This is a genomic window from Moraxella tetraodonis (assembly GCF_022359095.1).
Classification (GTDB): domain Bacteria; phylum Pseudomonadota; class Gammaproteobacteria; order Pseudomonadales; family Moraxellaceae; genus Faucicola; species Faucicola tetraodonis.
In genome coordinates, this window is record NZ_JACSYB010000001.1 from 1,913,114 (window position 1) to 1,931,310 (window position 18,197).

At 44.3% G+C, this 18,197-nt stretch carries 16 protein-coding genes; 8 read left to right on the forward strand and 8 right to left on the reverse strand.

From position 1 onward, the window contains the following. The first annotated feature begins 2 nt into the window (after positions 1-2). Both H9W84_RS08380 and H9W84_RS08385 read left to right on the forward strand, forming a co-directional pair. On the forward strand, positions 3-1,052 hold the full coding sequence (locus H9W84_RS08380; protein WP_007117194.1) for a type IV pilus twitching motility protein PilT: 1,050 nt from the start codon (positions 3-5) through the stop codon (positions 1,050-1,052). Between the two features lie 49 nt (positions 1,053-1,101). After that, a complete protein-coding gene (locus tag H9W84_RS08385) occupies positions 1,102-2,253 on the forward strand; it encodes a PilT/PilU family type 4a pilus ATPase (RefSeq protein ID WP_239742992.1) in 1,152 nt (383 codons plus the stop codon). Between the two features lie 70 nt (positions 2,254-2,323). Here the strand turns inward: H9W84_RS08385 and H9W84_RS08390 are convergent, their stop codons facing one another. Next, on the reverse strand, positions 2,324-2,848 hold the full coding sequence (locus H9W84_RS08390; RefSeq protein WP_239742993.1) for a GNAT family N-acetyltransferase: 525 nt from the start codon (positions 2,846-2,848) through the stop codon (positions 2,324-2,326). Positions 2,849-2,973: 125 nt separating this feature from the next. Here H9W84_RS08390 and ribF point away from each other — a divergent pair, with 125 nt between their 5' ends. From ribF to fkpB, 4 genes are all read left to right on the forward strand, one after another. Next, positions 2,974-3,987 carry a riboflavin biosynthesis protein RibF gene (ribF, locus tag H9W84_RS08395; RefSeq protein WP_239742995.1) on the forward strand — a complete coding sequence of 338 codons (1,014 nt, stop codon included), beginning with the start codon at positions 2,974-2,976 and terminating at the stop codon, positions 3,985-3,987. Between the two features lie 438 nt (positions 3,988-4,425). Then, positions 4,426-7,755, forward strand: coding sequence for an isoleucine--tRNA ligase, N-acetyltransferase domain-containing (gene ileS / locus H9W84_RS08400; RefSeq protein WP_338106479.1), 3,330 nt, complete (start codon positions 4,426-4,428; stop codon positions 7,753-7,755). Next, entirely contained in the window at positions 7,748-8,296 is a 549-nt protein-coding gene (lspA, locus tag H9W84_RS08405; protein ID WP_007117199.1) for a signal peptidase II, read from the forward strand. The genes ileS and lspA overlap by 8 nt, the downstream gene beginning before the upstream one ends. A 23-nt stretch (positions 8,297-8,319) precedes the next feature. Next, positions 8,320-8,814 carry an FKBP-type peptidyl-prolyl cis-trans isomerase gene (gene fkpB, locus H9W84_RS08410; RefSeq protein ID WP_065253310.1) on the forward strand — a complete coding sequence of 165 codons (495 nt, stop codon included), beginning with the start codon at positions 8,320-8,322 and terminating at the stop codon, positions 8,812-8,814. A 94-nt stretch (positions 8,815-8,908) separates the two neighbouring features. Here fkpB and H9W84_RS08415 read toward each other — a convergent pair whose 3' ends face one another. The 7 genes from H9W84_RS08415 to H9W84_RS08445 all read right to left on the reverse strand — a co-directional run bounded on the left by H9W84_RS08415 (position 8,909) and on the right by H9W84_RS08445 (position 14,727). Next, positions 8,909-9,586: a hypothetical protein gene (locus tag H9W84_RS08415; protein ID WP_239743000.1), complete on the reverse strand. Its 678-nt coding sequence runs from the start codon at positions 9,584-9,586 to the stop codon at positions 8,909-8,911. Between the two features lie 95 nt (positions 9,587-9,681). Beyond that, a complete protein-coding gene (locus H9W84_RS08420; protein WP_188874772.1) occupies positions 9,682-10,314 on the reverse strand; it encodes a hypothetical protein in 633 nt (210 codons plus the stop codon). Between the two features lie 206 nt (positions 10,315-10,520). Beyond that, complete coding sequence (locus H9W84_RS08425) at positions 10,521-11,267, reverse strand: phosphate/phosphite/phosphonate ABC transporter substrate-binding protein (RefSeq protein ID WP_239743002.1); 747 nt, start codon at positions 11,265-11,267, stop codon at positions 10,521-10,523. After that, on the reverse strand, positions 11,267-11,761 hold the full coding sequence (locus H9W84_RS08430; RefSeq protein ID WP_076776317.1) for a PAS domain-containing protein: 495 nt from the start codon (positions 11,759-11,761) through the stop codon (positions 11,267-11,269). The genes H9W84_RS08425 and H9W84_RS08430 overlap by 1 nt, the downstream gene beginning before the upstream one ends. Positions 11,762-11,857: 96 nt before the next feature. Further along, positions 11,858-12,220 carry a roadblock/LC7 domain-containing protein gene (locus H9W84_RS08435; RefSeq protein WP_007117205.1) on the reverse strand — a complete coding sequence of 121 codons (363 nt, stop codon included), beginning with the start codon at positions 12,218-12,220 and terminating at the stop codon, positions 11,858-11,860. Between the two features lie 427 nt (positions 12,221-12,647). Beyond that, positions 12,648-13,526 carry a lysophospholipid acyltransferase family protein gene (locus tag H9W84_RS08440; protein ID WP_239743004.1) on the reverse strand — a complete coding sequence of 293 codons (879 nt, stop codon included), beginning with the start codon at positions 13,524-13,526 and terminating at the stop codon, positions 12,648-12,650. A 202-nt stretch (positions 13,527-13,728) separates the two neighbouring features. Then, positions 13,729-14,727 carry a GNAT family N-acetyltransferase gene (locus tag H9W84_RS08445; RefSeq protein WP_239743007.1) on the reverse strand — a complete coding sequence of 333 codons (999 nt, stop codon included), beginning with the start codon at positions 14,725-14,727 and terminating at the stop codon, positions 13,729-13,731. A 408-nt stretch (positions 14,728-15,135) separates the two neighbouring features. Between H9W84_RS08445 and hflX the strand changes: the two genes are divergently transcribed. Continuing rightward, the gene (hflX, locus tag H9W84_RS08450) at positions 15,136-16,506 is read left to right on the forward strand and encodes a ribosome rescue GTPase HflX (protein ID WP_239743009.1); all 1,371 of its coding nucleotides are present in this window, start codon (positions 15,136-15,138) and stop codon (positions 16,504-16,506) included. Between the two features lie 759 nt (positions 16,507-17,265). Next, complete coding sequence (locus tag H9W84_RS08455; protein WP_420846669.1) at positions 17,266-18,024, forward strand: lytic transglycosylase domain-containing protein; 759 nt, start codon at positions 17,266-17,268, stop codon at positions 18,022-18,024. The last annotated feature ends 173 nt before the right edge of the window (positions 18,025-18,197 follow it).

Sequence of the window (18,197 nt, forward strand, 5' to 3'; positions counted from 1 at the left end):
TCATGGCAAAGGAATTATCGATTGACGATTTGTTGCGTTTTGCATTCAAAAATAAAGCCTCTGACTTACACATTTCAGCAGGCTTACCGCCGATGATTCGGGTAGATGGTGAAATCACCAAAATCAATATGCCACCGCTTGATCACCAAAAAGTGCATAGTTTGATTTATGACATCATGAACGACAAACAACGTGCCGATTATGAAGAGTTTTTTGAAACCGATTTTTCGTTTGAAATCCCCAATGTGGCGCGCTTTCGTGTCAATGCCTTTAACCAAAACCGGGGCGCAGGTGCGGTATTTCGTACCATTCCATCTGAGGTATTGACGATGGAACAGCTTGGTATGGGACCGATTTTTGAGAAAATCTCTAACTACAAACGCGGCGTGGTACTGGTCACAGGTCCAACGGGTTCGGGTAAGTCAACAACCCTTGCGGCGATGATTAACTATATCAATGAAACCCGTAAAGAACATATCTTAACCATCGAAGACCCGATTGAATTTGTGCATCAATCAAAAAAATCCCTCATCAACCAACGTGAAGTCCACCGTGATACCTTAAGCTTTGATGCTGCGCTGCGCTCTGCCCTACGTGAAGACCCTGATGTTATTCTTGTCGGTGAGATGCGTGACCTTGAGACCATCCGCTTGGCATTGACGGCTGCTGAAACAGGACACTTGGTATTTGGGACATTGCATACCTCATCTGCTGCCAAAACCATTGACCGTGTGGTCGACGTGTTCCCCGCCGCCGAAAAAGACATGATTCGAGCGATGTTATCTGAGTCGCTGCAAGCGGTTATCTCGCAGTCGCTACTCAAACGCCAAGCGGGTGGTCGTGTCGCCGCGCATGAAATTATGATTGGTACGCCTGCGATTCGTAACTTGATTCGTGAAAACAAAGTCGCCCAAATGTACTCTGCCATCCAAACCAGTGCAGGCGATGGTATGACCACACTCGATCAAAGCCTTCGCGAGTTGGTCAATAAGGGCGTGATTAGCAAAGAATCGGCGCGCCAATATGCCAAACAACCTGAAAATTTTATGTGATAACTGTTTGATAGAAACAATCTTATAAAACCAATGCGAGAGACGCGTTATGGATCTTGATAAATTACTGCAGCTAATGATACAAAAAAACGGCTCCGACCTTTTTATCACCGCCGATGCGCCCATATCAATGAAAGTCAATGGTACTATCGCGCCAGTCACCAAGTCAGCGCTGACCCCAGAGCAGTCGATGACGTTGGTCAAAAGCGTGATGACGCCTGCTCAAAGCAAAGAGTTTGACGACACCCTAGAATGCCAGTTTGCCATTGTTGACAAAAACCAAACCGCACGCTTTCGTGTTTCTGCCTTTGTCCAAAAAGACTGTGCGGGCATGGTGCTACGTAAAATTGAAACCAAAATCCCAACGGTAGAACAACTCAATCTACCACCGATTTTGAATGAAATTGCCATGAAAAAACGCGGTATCGTGCTACTAGTCGGCGCGACAGGTACAGGTAAATCTACCACACTGGCAGCTATGATGGGGTATCGCAACGAGAATTCGCGCGGTCATATCATTACTATCGAAGACCCGATTGAATACCTGCATGAACATAAAGGCTGTATCATCACCCAACGCGAAGTTGGCATTGATACCAAGTCATTTGAAGCAGGATTAAAAAACGCCCTACGTCAAGCACCTGATGTGATTTTGATTGGCGAGATTCGTACCCGCGAAACCATGGATTATGCCATTCAATATGCTGAAACAGGACACTTGGTGTTTGCCACCCTACACGCCACCAATGCCAACCAAGCGCTTGAGCGTATTATTCACTTCTTTGAAGCAAAACATCACGAGCAGATTTTGATGGATTTGTCATTGAACCTTCGAGCCATTGTGGCGCAGCAACTGATTACTACCCCTGATGGCAAAAGTCGCCGCCCTGCGATTGAAATTTTGCTCAATTCGCAACTGATTGGTGATTACATCCGTAAAGGGGAAATCCACGAAATTAAGCCTGTCATGAAACGTTCCCGTGAAATTGGGATGCAAACCTTTGACCAAGCGTTGTTTGATTTGTATGAAAATGGCGACATCACTTACCGCGATGCCATCCAACACGCTGATTCACCCAACGATTTACGCCTACTTATTAAGCTAGAGAGTAAATCGGCCAATAAAACTGAGGAAAGTGAGCTGGAGCTCTCACTGCAATCTGATGATAATAGCGCAGCCAATGACAACGCAATATCCTAATAATATGTAATCGTCTGCTAGTAACAATAATTTTGTAACACAAACAAGGCTCAACATGCGCCTTGTTTATCTAAGCTACACTTTTCCCCAAAATCACCACATCAGCAATAAATCCGTTCATATCACAAACTTGCTTAAACTTGCCCCATGGCTCAAATCCTAGCTTACCAAACATCGTAAGGCTCGGTGTATTATGCGCAAAAATCAGCGCAACAACTTGCTGCACCCCACAACTTGGCGCAACTTCGATTAGATAATTGACCAACGCCTTGCCCACGCCTTGCCCCTTGGCTTCCTCTGCCACATAGATACTGATTTCAGTACTGATATGATAGGCAGGACGCGCGTATAAATCAGATAAACTGCCCCAACCGATGATTTCACCTAAACTAGTTTGGGAGCTAGTTTGGGCAACCGCCAACGGACGATTACCCGTATGAGCGTCAAACCACGCTTGCCTATCTGCCACGCTCACAGGCTGTAAATCTGCCGTGGCTTGCTTACTTGCGATACTTTGGTTATAAATTTCAACGATGCGCGGTAAATCATCAATCGCAGCTAGGCGAATACTAAGGTTGTGATGCGCTGCAGACATGGGCACTCCAAAATTGAACTAAAAAATGCGGCTAAAATTTGCCGAAAAATCTTATTAGCGCGTATGTTAACAACATTTTTACTTTATAATAAGCGATTTCATAAAATTGATAGTTTGCGATGCTCATGAACGTGATTGACTTATCTGACTGGCTAAAAAGTCCAACCCTATTACCTGATTCGGTACTGACGATTGGTAATTTTGATGGGGTACATTTGGGTCACCAAGCGATGCTGGATAAAGCCAAATCTTTGGCAAAATCTCAGCAACTTGCCAGTATGGTGATGATATTTGAACCACAGCCGCGTGAGTTTTTTAGCCCGCAAACCGCCCCCGCAAGACTCACCAATTTGGCAGAAAAAACCCAATTGATTGCTGAACATCGTATTGATAGCTTGATTGTGGCAAATTTTGATAATGACTTTCGGAATTTATCGGCACACGATTTTGCCAAAATGTTGGTCGAATTAAACGTAAAGCATTTGGTATTGGGCGATGATTTTCGCTTTGGGCATGACCGTACTGGCGATAGTGAGTTTTTGCGTGCGTTTGGCTTGCCTGTACAAATTTTACATACCGTGACCGACCATGCGCATCAAGATGAGCGTGTCAGCTCAACCCGCATTCGAGACTGTTTGCAACAAGGGGACTTGGCAACCGCAAAGCATCTGCTAGGGCGAGATTATGCGATTACTGGCATGGTGGAACATGGCGATAAAATCGGTCGCACACTTGATTTTCCCACCGCCAATATTGCCCTAAACCGCATCAAGCCTGCCCTGCATGGGATTTTTGCGGTATCGGTGACCGCTACCGATGGCACGGATTTATCAACACTGGGGAAAAATAGTCAGACAGGCGTGCAAGGACTCACCCCAGGCAGTTTGTTTGGCGCTTGCAATGTGGGTACTCGCCCTGCACTAAAAAATAAGTATGGGGTAGAATGGCGACTGGAAGTCAATTTTCCAAAGTTTGACGGGGATTTGTACGGCAGAGAACTGACGGTAACGTTTTTGCATTTTTTACATGGGGAAAAAAATTATGCTGGGCTTGACGCATTAAAACAAGGCATTGCCCAAGACGTGGTGGATTTACTTGACTGGCGCGAGCAGCAAGCTTTTGCGAAATCAATCCCTTAATGACTTTGGCGTGTCAGTCTCCACCATGCTGCCGCCAAGCAACATATTAGGCTTACCCGAGCTAGCCAAATTCACTGAGTCGGTAGGGTTAAAAATAACTTACATACACTTCCTTATACCCTGCGCTGCCATTTGCCATTAACAGTAGGTAGGGCAACCCTTGCAGGCTGGCGGAAAATTGTATTCTTCAGCAACTATCTTTAGCGTTTATAGCTACTTGGTGAGTGAGATTTTTTTATGACAAACTTACCAAAATCAAGCATGAGATAAGCCAAACCACGCTTTGTCAATCTGCCAATTTTAACATATAATACCCTGTTATCAATTTTTTACCTTTTGCACTTTTTATAGAATACCGAGAGTTACATGACCGACAACACTGACAATCAGTCAATCGACTATAAAGACACCCTAAACCTTGCCGATACCGTATTTCCCATGCGTGGCGACCTTGCCAAACGCGAACCTAAATGGCTAGAACAATGGTTTGCCGACGATGTGTATGCCCAAATTCGTAGCGCTCGCCAAGGTCGTGAAAAGTATGTATTGCATGATGGCCCACCCTATGCCAACGGTCAGATTCACTTGGGTCACGTGGTGAATAAAGTGCTTAAAGACATGATTGTCAAATACAAGACGCTTGACGGTTATGATGCGCCGTATGTACCGGGTTGGGATTGTCATGGATTGCCGATTGAGCAAAAGGTAGAAGGCATTATCGGTAAAGTGGGTCAACCCCATAAAGACAAAAGTAAAAACGGTGCCATCGTGACGTCAACCGAGTTTCGCGGCGCTTGCCGTGATTATGCCAAAAGCCAAATTGACCTGCAAATGGTTGACTTTAAACGCTTGGGCGTACTGGGTGACTGGGAAAATCCTTATCTGACCATGAACTTCAAGCAAGAAGCTGATACCGTCCGCGCATTGGCAGAAATCTACAAAAAAGGGCATATCACTCGTGGTATGAAGCCGGTGAATTGGTGTTTGGATTGTGGTTCGGCGCTCGCAGAAGCAGAAGTGGAATATGAAGATAAAAAATCCGATGCGATTTATGTCGGTTTTGATGTCGTCAACCGTGAGGCGTTAGCGGCGACTAAAGCGGTTGATGGCGCTTTGCAGGCGGTGATTTGGACCACCACGCCTTGGACATTGCCTGCCAATCAGGCGATTACCGCAAGCGCTGAGCTAGAATACTCCGTGGTAAAAGTGACGTTTAACAAACAAGCCTTTGCTATTCCTACCACCCTAGACACGCCTAATTATTTACTTCGCCGTTTAACCAAAGACGATAAAACCGCTTTACAGGCAAGTGCATCTGACCCTTTGATTTGGGAAGCGTTACCGGAAAAACGCCATGAACCTGCCGTATTTGAGCCGTATTTCAAAAAAGCCCTTGAACAAAAAGCCTTTGCGATTGTCGATAAAAAAACCAATAACATTATTGGCACAACCCGTTTTTATGATGATAATGTTGAAGAAAATTCGATTGCAATTGGCTATACCTTTTTGACCCGTGAGTATTGGGGATCAGGGGCCAATGCTGAAATTAAATCGGCTATGCTAAGTCATGCCCAACCGCAGCGAGAAACGATTTGGTTTCATGTTGCCCCCGATAATCAGCGTTCTGCCAAAGCGTTAGAAAAAATTGGCGCAACTTATCAAAAAACCGCTGACAACGGTTTAGGCGAGCGCTTGTTTTATCAAATGGCAGGCGAAAAACCACAGCCGAAAATCAGCCATTTGATTGTCGCTTATAATTTAGTTGCGCATTTAATGAGTGTGTTTAACGCCAAAGAATACAGCGTTGTTGCCACTGTGAAAGGCGATGCATTAACTGTACTTAAAGCCCAGCATCCACTGATTGCCGAGCGCCAAGTGCCAATCATTACAGGCGACCACGTGACGGCAGATAGCGGTACGGGTTTGGTACACACTGCGCCCGCGCACGGCGTCGATGACTATATGGTCGGGCAAAAATTTCACTTGCCTACCGAAAACCCAGTCGCAGGTAATGGCGTGTATTTGCCTGAAGCCAAAGTTTTTGTCGGCGAGCATATTTATAAAGCGCAACCAAAAATTATCGAAACGCTCAAAACCAGTGGGCATTTGCTCAAGCATGACGTGATTACTCACAGCTATCCGCATTGCTGGCGACACAAAACGCCGATTATTTTCCGTTCAACGCCACAATGGTTTATCAACATGGAAAGCCAAGGTCTGCGTGAACAGGCGTTGACCGATATTCCAAAAGTGGTATGGACACCCAGTTGGGGACAAAATCGTATCGAATCGATGATGCATGGTCGCCCAGATTGGTGTATCAGCCGCCAACGTACTTGGGGTGTGCCGATTGCCTTTTTCATTCATAAAGACACGGGCAATTTGCACCCAAATACGGCTGAGCTGATGGAAAAAGTCGCGCAAGTGATTGAGCAAGGTGGTGTAGAAGCGTGGTTTGATGCCGCGGCTGAAGACTTTATCGGAGATGATGCTAAAGAGTACCAAAAATCGACCGATACGCTAGACGTGTGGTTTGACTCAGGGTCAACCAATTTTGCCGTGCTCGCCAATCGTCCTGACTTAGCCAATCCTGCGGATTTATACCTTGAAGGCTCTGACCAACATCGGGGTTGGTTTCAGTCGTCGCTTTTGGTGAGTGAAGCGATTTATGGTCGTCCACCGTACAAGCAAGTGTTGACGCACGGATTTACCGTAGATGCCAAGGGCTATAAACTATCAAAATCCAAAGGCAATACCAAAGGCTTTGAGCCGCAAGAACTTGCCAATAAATATGGTATTGATATCGTGCGTCTATGGGTCGGTTCAAGTGACTACCGTTACGAGATGGCGGTATCGACTGAAGGCTTTGCGCGCACCACTGATATGTATCGCCGTATTCGTAACACCATTCGTTTTTTACTGGCGAATACAGACGACTTTGACCCAGCCACCGACATGGTGGATGCTAGTAATATGGTCAGCCTTGACAAGTACATTTTAAAACGCGCTGAAGCGGTACAAGCTGACATTCGTCAATCTTATACCAACATGGATTTTCACCAAGTGTGTCAAGCGGTAGTGGGTTTTTGTTCACAAGATTTGGGCGGTTTTTATTTAGACATCATCAAAGACCGTCAATACACTACCAAAGCCAATGGTGAAGCGCGCCGCTCAGCACAAACCGCGATTTATCATATTGCCCATGCGTTACTGCGCTGGATTGCACCGATTTTGTCGTTTACCGCACAAGAAGCCTGGGAAATCTTAAAAGGGACGCATACAAGCCATGGCAATGGTTACATCTTTACCGAAGAGTGGTATGAATTCCCACCAGTGGTATTGGATGACGTGAGCGAATCGGATTGGCAAGCGATTTTGAATGTCAAAGAAACCGTTAACAAAGCCTATGAAATTGCACGCACCGATAAAGTGATTAACGCCAATTTATCGGCCAATGTCACCGTGTATGCACCAGATACTACCATGGCGTCACTCAATCGATTAGGCGATGAACTCAAATTTGTGTTTATCTCAAGTCAAGCAAGCGTAAAACCATTCGCTGAAAAACCAAGCGATGTGACCTTTACCGATGAAGCCACTGATTCGAATAACCAAGTTGCGGTAGTGGTCAAGCCTGCCACGGGTGAAAAATGTATCCGCTGTTGGCACATTCGCGAGGATATCGGCATCAATCCTGCCCATCCAGAAATCTGTGGTCGCTGCGTCGAGAATGTCGAAGGTCAAGGCGAGGTGCGTCATTATGCCTAATACACAGGCAACGACTACTGCCACTCATTCATCCACTACCCTACCCATCAACGGCAACAAAGCTATGATGTGGTATGCTATTGCGGTTTTGGCAATGATTATTGATCAACTGACCAAGTTGTACTTTGAGCACAACTACCAGCTATATCAAACCACGCCGATTATTGAGCCGATTTTTAACTTTACCCTTGCTCACAACTATGGCGCGGCGTTTAGTTTTTTGGCAGATAAAGGCGGCTGGCAAAAATGGCTATTTAGCGGACTGGCACTGGCTGTTTCCCTTGGCATCATGGCGTATCTACGCAAAATACCCCAACAAGCCAAATTATTGGCTTTGGGCTTGTCATTGGTGATGGCGGGCGCTTTGGGCAATTTGATTGATCGGGTACGTTTGGGCTATGTGATTGACTTCTTGCATGTGCACTATGGCAATGCGTGGCATTTCCCGATTTTTAATATAGCTGATGTGGCGATTAATATTGGCGTTGTGTTGATTTTAATCGATGCGTTTTTATTAGAATCCAAACGTAAAACCCTTTAATTTTTAGATGGATGAACAACCGCATGAATCATGACATTATTACGCCAAACGAACAAACCCGCATCACTCAAGACTCAACTGTTGATTTGCATTTTGAGGTCAGCTTAGAAAATGGCACCGTCATCGACTCAACCTTTGAGCGTGGCGAACCTGTTCGCTTGGTGGTGGGTGATGGTAGTCTGCTTGAAGGGTTTGAGAAGGTACTTATCAACTTGACAGCCGGTGACACGCGCACCGCATCGCTGTCGCCTGACGAAGCCTTTGGTGAGTGGAACCCTGATAACGTACAGACTTTTAGTCATGCGCAGTTTGCAGTGACGGGCAATTTGCCTGAAGTCGGTACCATGATGGAATTTGAAGACAAAGGCAAAACCACGCTCGTGGGTGTGGTCAGTGACGTCACTGAAGACGCCATCAAAGTGGATTTTAACCATCCATTGGCAGGTCAAAATATACTATTTAAAGTGCAGATTTTTAGAGTGACGCCAAAAGACAGTAAAGGTATCACACTAAGCTGACATTCATCTGGCATTCAGCTGAATGGAAGCTTTCAATAAGAATCACTGACAATAAAAAACCGCTGATTAACTCTCAGCGGTTTTTTACAGTCTATCAGTTAACCGTTTGGGTGTCATCGTCTGCCGCATCACCTTCTTTAGCGTCTGATTGTTCTGCCAGTCTTGCACGTTGCTCAAACCGTTCGCCCGTCGCTTTAATACCCCACACCAATTCCACAAAAGCGCGGTTATTGATGAGCGGCTCATCTTCAATAATCAAGAAATAGCCCGTTTTGTTGATCCATAAAAACACAATACTGGTATTGGGCATCAACATATCAATACTGGTAAAAAATGACACCCCATAGCCATGTACCGCCCAACCGCGCTGCTGTTGGCGTTCTAAAAAGCCATAAAAATCGGCAGCGGCTACCGACAGCGTCTCTGCTTCTTGCTGAGTAAAGCCCATTTTTGCTAGACAAAAACCTTCATCGGATGCAATTACGACTCGGCGACTACCTGACAGACTTGCTGCTACATATTTTAAGAAATTATCCAGCTGCACGTGCGGAGCGATCACCCGTTTTTCAAGGGTCTCAATCCAACCTTCTTCGATAAACATATCTAGCCAAGTGTCACTATAACGCTCACCCCATTCCCGTGCCGTCATACTTTCTTCAGGTGCGAGCACCGCTTGTAAGGCTAGTTGCTGCTCTGAGGGATTGGCGCTTGAAAAACTATGCAATACCCCGGCAGGCGTTAAAATCACATAGGTGTCGTTTTGTTCTGGCATGGTGTTTTCCTTAAATTTTGATAGACGGCAAAGGTCATGTTGTCAATCACTGTGATAGGCTTGGTAAATTCAAAAGCTAATTCATTCGGCTATAATTAAGCGGCTTGCTTGGCAAAATATTCTTTGGTTTCAAGCCATTTGTCATTAAAATCCCATTTGTTTTTTGACATTTCCCACCAAACCATACTAAATGCCAATCGGTCATGACAAACAAGGCAATGGTTAAAGAATTCTTCTTCGATTTCGGCAATTTGCTCAGCTTGGTCTTCTGGATCGTCTTCTTCTTCCATGATATCTAATAGCGAAGCAATCGTCATTTGTGCCACTACTTTTGAGTCATCAGTGGACACACGTAGTTGGTGTTGATAAGTGTTCATTGAAGGCGATACCAATACGCTCCAGCGTGTGGCAAGATGGCTTACTTTAAACACATACTCACCATGATTGATGCATTGATCAAACCCTTGTAGCAGTGTTGGCGTTAGTTTTTCTCTGACTTGGTTGAGGATACGGTCACCAAAATAGGGCACGTCAAACCAACAACCATAAAACATATCGGCTAACGCACCTTGCAACGGCTCTTTTTCATCAAGCTCCATCGCTGCCATGATGCGGCTGGTATGGATATCCATATTCATCGGTTGGTCAATCACTTGGCGACTATAGAGACGAAAATTAAGCCAATGTTTTTGAAATTTTCTACGATTACGATTCGACAATGAATACATGCTGATTCCTCAAAAAATTAGCCTAATTATATAAAAAGTTATGTGACAAGGGTGAGGTATTAGTGACTGACGCTGTGAAAAATCCACGCATTTATCCCCTACTATACTATTAAACCCGATTGCAATCAAAACGCTTCAGCATAAAAAAAGCGCAACTTCATCTAAACATGAATTGCGCTATTGGGCAAGATGACAAGCTTGACCGATTAATCCAATAAGGTATCCATCAAATCAATCATAAACTCGCCGTCTTCTTGGGTCATCGGCTCAAAACCGTCGCTCATCCCCAGTTCTTGTAATACTTGTTCGCCCTCTGCGGTGTCTTTTAAGCTTAATAAGGCATCGATAAATGGCTCACTGTCGGCAAAACTCTCTTTAACCAGCAACACATGGCTGATATCGCTCAAATCACTTTCAACCAATACCTGCATTTGCGATAAGGTCAAGCGTGACAAGCTATGATAGACATCTGATAAAAAGAATGCCGCATCGGCTTCGCCTTTAATCAAATTACGCGCAGCGGCTTGGTAAGTTTCGGTAACTTTCCAAGTAATGTCAGCTTCTAACAAATCCACGGCTTCTAGCAAACGAAGCCCAATCAATTTGACATCACGGTTGTCTGCCATGACAATGGTGCAGCCTGCTTTTAAATCCTCAAGTGCTGCAATGCCACTGCCGGCTTTTGCAGCAATCACCATTTCATCAGATTTGCCCAGCGGACGAGCCACGGCGCGATAACCCTGCTCCCGAATCATGGTCGCTGCGTCAAAGGGATTGGCATAGATAATATCCACGTTTTGCGCTTGGATTAAGTCGTTTTGTTCATGCGCAGACGCGGGTGTCAGTAAGTGAATGTGAATGCCGGATTTTTTTTGTAGCAGTGTATTGAGCATATGCCACCCTGCAAAACGCTCAGGTGCGAAGTCAGGCGCAATGAGTAAATTAATTGTCATTAGGCTTGCTCCTCTAGCATTTTGCGATACAGTGCTTCAGCTTGCGCGATTTTGCTGCGTGATGGTTTGCGTCGTACCGAGGTATAGCCAACCGTTTCGCCATGGCGGATATTGGGCACAGCTGTCGCATACACCCAGTAGTAGCTACCATCTTTGCACAAGTTTTTGACATAGCCATGCCATTTTTTGCCCGCCTCGACTGTTTGCCACAGGTCTTTGAAGGCGGCTTTTGGCATTTGTGGATGTCGCAAAATATGATGCGGCGCACCAATTAATTCATCACGGCTATAGCCACTGATATCTACAAAGGCGTCATTGGCGTGGGTGATAATGCCATCTAAATCCACGCGTGACACGATAAGTTTGCCATCGGGATAAGGTAGCTCGTTTTCGGTGGTATAAACGATACGACTTGAGCCATCTGAGTAAGTCAGACGATGCGCTGTAGCATCGCTAGCAGGTTGGTCCATATCGGGTAATTGTACAGATTTCATTACCTCTCCTTATAAATTTTTGATGGATAAATTTTTGATTGAGTCACGGTTGCGAATATTAGTGAAAGGCTGACAAAGTTAAACTATTTGTAAGTTTTAGATAAGTTTTGATAAGGCTTCAGCCGCACGCTTCATATCCAAGAACACCAGACCCAATTTGGCATTTGGTTTGGTCAAAATGGTCAATACCGCTTCTGTACCCGATGCCGACATAATCACATAGCCTTTTTCGCCTTGTACCATGACGCGCTCGATACTGCCACGCGCTAGTTCTCGACCTGCACGGTCACCGAGTGATAGTAGCGCCGCTGACATCGCACCGACACGGTCTTCATCAATGCCCGCTGGCAATGCTGACGCAATCATCAAACCATCGGTCGAAATCAACGCCGAGGCTTCTACATCCGCTGAAGAGCTGTTTAGGTCGTTTAAGATTTGTTGAAACATATCGGTACGCATATCAAGAACCTTTTTAGTAAACAAAATTAGGGGTTAGTGGGCAAATTTAGTGGGCAAAATAAAAATAAACTTGCACCCATGCAATCCGTATTAAAATCATTCTTAATTATGGCTGGCATCGTGCAAAAATAATAGGGCAAAAATAGAAGGGAAATGTTGTTAAGTGAGGGGCTGATTAAGCGGCGCTCATCGGTGGTTTATGGAGGTTAACGGTTCAACCCCCGTATCCAATCTATAATCGCAACTGAGTGTCACATAACGTTTTGCTGGGTAGTATGATAACATAATTTAATAAAATTTTTACATTTTATTACAATACAAAGAGACTGAAAAATTTTAGTGAGCGTCTGTGCTATTCATAGGATAAAAAAAGCCAAGACAGTAAGCGCTTGGCTTTTAATAATTAACTATAAGAAAACCGTAACTATTAAGGCTGTTTAGCGTGAACCACTTGTTGGTGCAAACGCGCCAATCCATCCACCATGCGCTGCTGCAAGATAGCGGTAATTTCATTTCGGGTTTTACCCGCAGGGTCAATGGCTTGTAGAGGCAACACATACGCTTTGGTAGGACGATTATCAAGGATACGTTTGACGCTATCTATCAACCCAATATCGCCATAATACGGAATGTTTTGGTCAAGCTCGCCATCTTGGTTGACATAGCAAATCACAATCGGTTGAATGAGCACTTGGCTGTCCATCGCAGACTGCAATAAGTTACCATATATACGTTTAATCGCTGTGCCGTCTGTGGTCGTCGCTTCTGGGAAGAAAACCACGGGTGAGCCTTGCGATAAAAACTCACTCATTTGCTCACTGATTTTACTGGTATCGCCCGAACCGCGCTTGATAAATAAGGTATTGGCGGTGGACGCCATCCATCCAATCACTGGCCAATGCGCAATTTCGGCTTTGGACAAAAAGAAAGTCGGTATAATACTACCCACCACGGGGATATCGAGCCAAGAGATATGGTTGCTCGCCCATAGCGCGTGATGTGTCGGTATTGGCTCAAGTGCAGTCACCTCAATGCCTAACGATTTGAGCGATTTTTTACAGAATTTTTGAATCAATTGGATGATTTGCTGATTATCGGGATTTGGTGTGCGGCTAATTTGCCAAGCATAGCCGATACCTGTTTGAATCGCTGCCATTAAGCTCACAACACGCTTGCTGCGTTGCCACTGGGTCGCCAAATTCTTTTTACTGTAGGTAGCAGGTTGTCGCAGTTGTTTTGCTGTTTCGCTAAGTAGGCTAGTAATCGTCAGCACAGATGGGGCGAGGTTAGAGTCAGATTTTTGCATAAGGTAAATATGTGAGTGAAAAATTGTGGATGTAGTATAGCAAATTATTGGGCACACGGCTTACTAGGTCTGTTTGAGTTTTAGCAATAACCCAATAGCAATCCCTAAGTAACAATTATTAAGTATCAATCACTCAATAACAGTAACCAAACCCGGTTTATATTGGTCAAGATTAGCATCTTTGCCTCTATCAATAAACAAGTTAGTGCAAATAGTGCTGATAGCGCGGTTTGACCTGTTCAAATGGCAACCAAACAAACACATCGGCACAATCAAACTCAGAGTCATAACAAGCCGTTGCGCCAAGACTACAGCCCATTTTGACATACATTTTCAATAGCGCTGGCAAAGCGAAATTTTGCGGATTTGCCAAGTCCACATCAGCCACTTGCGCCAAATCGATAGCGGATAGTTTGTGCTCTGGCAATTTACGGGTCACTTTGACATCTAGCTTGGTGCTATCAAGCTGATGATCTAACCAGTTTTGCACATTGCCCTCTTCCATCGGAACTGAGGCACAGCCCATAAATGCATTGACATTGTAAGCTTTGGCAACTGCCGCGATGGATTCCCACAAATGATTAATCGTGGTAATACCGCGATAATCCGGGTGCACACAAGTGCGACCGATTTCTAGTACATTATACGGGTAATCATCGAGCAAGCGACCTAATCTAAACTCATGCTCGCTATAAAATTGCCCAGCTTTTATCGCGCCGTTTTTATCCAATAATCGGGTGGTTGCCACCGCGAGTGGTTGCCCAAAGCTATCTTGTTTGGTTTCGTCATACACCACCACATGGGTGCAATAATTATCAAAATCATCCCGATCTAGCGGCTGCTCCGAGCTTGGATGAAACCCCGCAAAACTTACAGAAAACGCTTGGGTAAAGGTCAAAGTACGTAGGCGCTGGGCATTGAGTAAATGCTGCTGGGTTTGTAGCGAAAACTTATCCTCACTCACGTTAATAATCACTGACTTAAATAACGGGCGTTGGCGGGTACTTGGGCGGCTAATCGTTGGATTCACCAGCGGGGCTAGGGTCTCTACCACTGCCATATCAGCAAAATTATGTGCCAGCAACTGCGCAACAAACTGGGTATTAAAAAGACTATCAACAGGATAAGTGGCAATATCTTCGTATAATTTGGCGCCGTTATTTTGTTCTACAAAATTAGTTTGTTCTACAAAATCAGTCATCTTACTGTTACCTATGGTGATTTTTGCTATGGCATTGGCCAGCTGCTGAGCGAAAAATGCCTTAGCTTGTCATTGACTCATTGTCAAAGCTACAAAGCCCCCATCATCTAATTGGATGGTTAGTCAGTCTGGATGAATTCAGTATGCGTGACACCAGTGTCGTTTCAATGACGTTTTCATGGCAAAACCATGACCAAACCTGCACCTTTACCCCCGTTTTAAGTTACTAATTGTAAATTTGACTAAAAGTTCTGCAAAAAAACCTTATATTGATATACATAATCCATCTATCGTGTCTAGCGCTTTTCTAACGCGGCTATCGACTATTTAAGCGAATGTTTAACATAGACTTAGATAATACATTTGGATATCGACACATTTTTACACTCACAACGAAAGGATAAATCATTGGAGTATTTTGAGCGTTATGAAGGTGGTGAAAAAGCCATCTTAGTCCATTTAAATATTACCCATCTCAATGACCCAGACGATTTGGAAGAATTTGAATTGCTGGTGGATTCGGCAGGGGCGCAAAAACAAGCCTTGGTCACAGGTACGCGGTCTAAGCCTGACGCCAAATACTTTGTGGGTACGGGTAAAGCTGAAGAAATCGGGGAACTTGTCAAGCAATACGAGGCAGATATTGTCATTTTTAACCATAGTTTGACCCCATCGCAGGAACGCAATATTGAGCGCTTGGTACAGTGCCGTGTGCTTGATAGAACGGGGCTTATCTTGGATATTTTTGCCCAGCGGGCGCGAACCTACGAAGGTAAACTGCAAGTTGAGCTTGCCCAGCTTAATCACTTAGCGACTCGCTTGGTACGCGGCTGGACGCACTTGGAGCGCCAAAAAGGCGGTATTGGTCTGCGCGGTCCAGGTGAAACCCAGCTTGAAACCGATAGACGCTTGTTACAAGTGCGTGTCGGGCAGCTCAAAGCCAAGCTTGATAAGGTCAAACAAACCCGCGCACAAGGTCGTGCCAAACGCCAAAAATCCTCGGTGCCGACAATTTCACTGGTCGGTTATACCAATGCGGGTAAGTCTACCTTGTTTAATACCCTGACCCATGAAAACATCTATGCCGCCAATCAGCTATTTGCGACGCTTGACCCGACGCTACGGAGTGTGTCATGGTCGGGCGTGGGTAAGGTGGTACTTGTCGACACGGTCGGTTTTGTCCGCCATTTGCCGCATGAGCTAGTGGAAGCCTTTCATGCCACGCTAGAAGAAACCTTAGAGGCAGATTTGTTGCTGCATGTCATTGATAGTCACCGTGAAGACATGCATGAGCAAATCGCTGCAGTACAATCTGTGTTAGCGGAAATTGACAATCAAGTGCCTGTGCTAAATGTGTTTAATAAAATTGACCTCACAGGTGAGCCGCCGCACATCGGTTATAGTGATAAAGCCAAGCCCAATCGGGTGTATGTCTCTGCCCATGAGGGGTTAGGTATCGAGCAACTCACCCTTGCCGTGCAGCAGTTATTGGTAGGTCAATTACAGCGGTTTGAATTAACCTTACCGGCCAATTTTGGACAATTGCAACACGAATTGCATAAGTTAGAAGTGATTGAAGACCTCAGCTACGATGAAACAGGTCAAACTAAACTGACTACCATGATGTCGGTGGATAAGCTTAAGCAGTTGTTGGGTGAATTTGGTATCGCACCTGAGGAAGTATTGTCGCAAGCACAAGCCAAATTGCTTGCGCCAGTGCTTGAGCCATTTGAACAACTATTACAGCAGCAATCATTGGATACCGCCGACGAGACATAATTTTATAGCCATTGGCACCATTAGACCTGCATCAATCTTAAGTCGGTGCAGGTTTTTTTGGTTTAATAAACGACCTTACGACTCGATAAAATAAGCTGACGGGCTATGCGTTAATTAAATCTTAAAAATATATTCAACACTTTGTCATTTTTTTGTCATGTAGCAAATGGGCTGTGAGATTTTTTTCGGTTTTATTGGTGTTTATTTTGTTTTATTTGTTATAAATATCAACTATTTAGGTCATTTTCCCCAATTTATGTGGATAACCATGTGGATAACTTATGACTTGACAACAATAAACCGCATATCACTACAGGCTATCTCTAAATTGGTTATTTTTTAACCAATTATTTTAGTTATATAAATCATATAGTTATAGTTTTTTGCAAAGTGCAAGCAAAAAATTTTACTTTTTTTTTTAGATTTTGGCCTTGCAAATTTGATAGTTAATTTGGCTAAAAATTCCAACCCATATATTGTTGAGTCCATGGCATGAAACCCAACAGGCTGACAAGTTTTTTGGCCATTTTTCCTCTTTTTCCCCCTTATCTGATTTTTTGTAAACTTTAACCAGTTTTTGATAGATTTATGGTATATTTCATGCCAATTCTTTTATAATATTGTTATCAAATGTCATTGAAACATAACGAATTTTATCTTCTTATGTCCGTTTAAAGCCTCACGCTAACTTCAAATTTTATAGTCATGGGCTTCACCGTGACGTATTGTCAAAAATTTTACATAGGTATATTTATGGGATTGTTTGCAAAAAAACCTCGCCTAGCCTATTTGCTATCGGCTTCCCTATTGTCATTGGGTTGCTTGGCAAGTATGGATGCAGCGAACGCTGGCAATATGTATGTGTTTAAAGACAGCAATGGTCAGGTGCTATTGACCAATGTAGTCAGCAACAACCGCCCTGCAGGGAATAACTTCCAAAATTTTACCAAAAAAGTCAAAGTGACTTATTACGCGGATACCAATGTGCATAGTTATAGCAATTGGGGCGCCAATGAAGCTGCAGTACCTGCCAGTGCACGTGGCAACAAAAATAGCTACGATAGCATGATTTTGGCTTCGGCGCTGCGTCATGGGGTCGATCCTGCATTGATGAAAGCCATGATGCATACTGAATCAGGTTTTAATCCCAATGCGCGCTCACCTGTTGGGGCACAGGGGTTAATGCAATTAATGCCTGCGACAGCTAGACGGTTTGGTGTGTATAACGCTTGGAACCCTGCCGAGAACATCGAAGGCGCGGCAAAGTATTTGAAATTTTTACAAAACCGTTTTGGTAATGTTCAGCATGTGATAGCGAGCTATAATGCGGGTGAAGGCAACGTCAGTAAATACGGCGGTATTCCCCCCTTTCGTGAAACCCGTGACTACGTACAACGTGTGTTAAGCCGCTACAACAACTTATATCGCAATGACCCCAATCTGCGCTCTAGTACTAGCAGCAATGGCTTTCAAAATGTTAGCTATAATTCATCAAATCCTTATACGATTATCCGCTAACAACCATGTCTATAAGCCCAAAACCAGAAGCCTAAAGCCAGTTTAATACTGGCTTTTTTTATGTTACAAATTTATGCTACTTTTCCCTTTAATTTGTTGCATTAAACGCTATTATACTAAATATCATAGTCAACTTATTGTTGATAAGTATATTTAATCGTTTGATTGTCTTT